This is a genomic window from Mycobacterium sp., from assembly GCF_035506235.1.
GTDB lineage: Bacteria > Actinomycetota > Actinomycetes > Mycobacteriales > Mycobacteriaceae > Mycobacterium.
This window is the reverse complement of sequence record NZ_DATJPU010000319.1, coordinates 1-2,788: the sequence shown is the minus strand read 5'-3', so window position 1 is coordinate 2,788 and position 2,788 is coordinate 1. Positions and strand designations below refer to the sequence as shown.

The window sequence follows — 2,788 nt, the reverse complement described above, 5'->3', positions numbered from 1 at the left end:
GCGGAATCGGGCGACCCCCACACCGACACCGTCTCGCTGCGCAACGGGGTCTGCATCGCGGTGCGCACCGGCGCCGCGACACCGCCGACCCGCCATCCCGTCGGCGTCGCCCACGGGTCGCCCCCGGCGCGGCGGCCCAAGGCCACCTGGCGAAACAGGCCACCGGCGGCGAGCACGTCGTCGGGCGCGGGCGCCGGTGCGAAGTCCGCCAGCCGCTCGTCGAGCAGCGCGGTGTCCAGGTCACCGGCGCGCACCCGCTCGTCGGCGAGCAGGAACCGAAGGAATTCGACGTTGGTCTGCACACCCAGGACCGCCGTATGCCCCAGCGCGCGAACGAGTTTCGCGAGCGCTTCGTCGCGGTCGTCCCCGTGGGCGATCACCTTGCTCAGCATCGGGTCGTAGTCGCTGCCGACCACCGTGCCCGCCAGCAGCGACGAGTCCACCCGCACGCCCGCACCGGACGGCTCGAACACCTGCAGCACCCGGCCGCCGGTGGGCAGGAACCCGCGGGCCGGGTCTTCGGCGTACACGCGGGCCTCGATCGCGTGCCCGCGCAGTTCGACGTCGTCCTGGGCGAATCCGAGCTTCTCGCCGGCGGCGACCCGCAACTGCCACTCCACCAGGTCCAGTCCGGTGACCGCCTCGGTGACCGGATGTTCCACCTGCAGGCGGGTGTTCATCTCCATGAAGAAGAACTCGTCGGGACGATCGGCCGAGACGATGAACTCCACCGTGCCAGCCCCGACGTAGTCGACGCTGCGGGCGGTGTTGCAGGCCGCGGCCCCGATCCGGGCGCGTGTCTCGGCATCGAGCAGCGGCGACGGCGCCTCCTCGATGACCTTCTGGTGGCGCCGCTGCAGGCTGCACTCGCGCTCGCCCAGATGGACCACGTTGCCGTGCGTGTCGGCGAGCACCTGCACCTCGATGTGGCGGGGCCGCAACACGAACCGCTCCATGAACAGGGTGTCGTCGCCGAAGGCGGAGCCGGCCTCCCGTCGGGCGCTCACCAGCGCCTCGCGCAGCCGCGCCGGCTCTTCCACCAGCCGCATGCCCTTGCCGCCGCCGCCCGCCGACGGCTTGATCAACACCGGATAGCCCACCCCCTCGGCCGCCGCGACGAGTTCGTGGTCGGTCAGCCCCGGCTTGGCCACGCCCGGCACCACCGGCACGTCGAAGGCGGCGACGGCGTTCTTGGCGGTGATCTTGTCGCCCATCACTTCGATCGCCCGCGCGGGCGGCCCCAGGAACACCACCCCGGCGCGTTCGCAGGCCGCGGCGAAATGAGCGTTCTCCGAGAGAAACCCGTAGCCCGGGTGGATCGCCTGGGATCCGGTGCGCACCGCGGCGTCGACCACCTTGTCGATGTCGAGGTAGCTTTCGCGCGCCGCGGCGGGGCCCAGCCGCACGGCCGTGTCGGCCTCGAGCACGTGCCGCGCGGTGGCGTCGGGGTCGCTGTAGACGGCGACCGATCGGATGCCCAGCCGGCGCAGGGTCCGGATCACCCGCACGGCGATCTCGCCGCGGTTGGCCACAAGTACGGTGTCGAACATGGCCTCACATCCGGAATACGCCGTAGGAAACGGGTTCCAGCGGCGCCTGAGCGCACACCGAAAGAGCAAGTCCCAGAACAGTTCTGGTATCGGCCGGGTCGATGATTCCGTCGTCCCACAGGCGCGCCGTCGAGTAGTACGGGTTGCCCTGGTCCTCGTACTGCCGGCGGATGGGCGCCTTGAACGCCTCCTCTTCCTCGGCCGGCCACGGCTTGCCGGCCGCGGTCAGCTGCTCGCCGCGCACGGTCGCCAGCACCGACGCGGCCTGCTCGCCGCCCATCACCGAGATCCGGGCGTTGGGCCACATCCACAGGAAGCGCGGGGAATACGCCCGCCCGCACATCGAATAGTTGCCCGCGCCATAGGATCCGCCGATCACGACGGTCAGCTTGGGCACCCGCGCGCACGCCACGGCCGTGACCATCTTGGCGCCGTGCTTGGCGATGCCGCCGGCCTCGTAGTCGCGGCCGACCATGAACCCGGCGATGTTTTGCAGAAACAGCAGCGGAATCCTGCGCTTGTCGCACAGCTCGATGAAATGGGCGCCCTTCAAAGCGGATTCGCTGAACAGCACGCCGTTGTTGGCGACGATGCCGACGGGATGGCCGTGGATCCGCGCGAAGGCGGTCACCAGCGTCTTGCCGTAGTTGGCCTTGAATTCACTGAATTCACTGCCGTCGACCAGCCGCACGATGACCTCGTGCACGTCGTAGGGCACGCGCGGGTCCGGCGGCACGACGTCGTAGAGCTCGGACTGCGCGTGCTTGGGCTCGGTCGAGGCCCGCACCTCCCATTGGCAGGGGTCCCGGGGGCCGAAGGTGGCCGCGATCGAGCGGACGATCCGCAGCGCGTGCTCGTCGTCGTCGGCGAGGTGGTCGGTGACCCCGGACACTCGCGAGTGCAGGTCGCCTCCGCCGAGTTCCTCGGCCGAGACGATCTCGCCCGTCGCCGCCTTCACCAGCGGCGGGCCGCCCAGGAAGATCGTGCCCTGCTCGCGGACGATGACGGCCTCGTCGCTCATCGCCGGCACGTAGGCGCCGCCGGCCGTGCACGAACCGAGAACGGCGGCCACCTGCGGGATTCCCTTGGCGCTCATGGTCGCCTGGTTGTAGAAGATCCGACCGAAGTGCTCGCGGTCGGGGAAGACCTCGTCCTGGCGGGGCAGGAAGGCGCCGCCGGAGTCGACCAGGTAGATGCATGGCAGCCGATTCTGCAGCGCGACTTCCTGCGCGCGCAGG

General features: G+C 70.5%; 2 protein-coding genes. Both read right to left on the bottom strand.

Annotated elements, in window-relative coordinates; genetic code table 11:
- A partial coding sequence (locus tag VMD50_RS29645) for an acetyl-CoA carboxylase biotin carboxylase subunit (protein ID WP_325433547.1) occupies positions 1–1,550 on the bottom strand: 1,550 nt, incomplete at its 3' end.
- Positions 1,551–1,554: 4 nt separating this feature from the next.
- Positions 1,555–2,788, bottom strand: a 1,234-nt coding sequence (locus tag VMD50_RS29640) for a carboxyl transferase domain-containing protein (RefSeq protein WP_325433546.1), incomplete at its 5' end; no start/stop codon positions are given.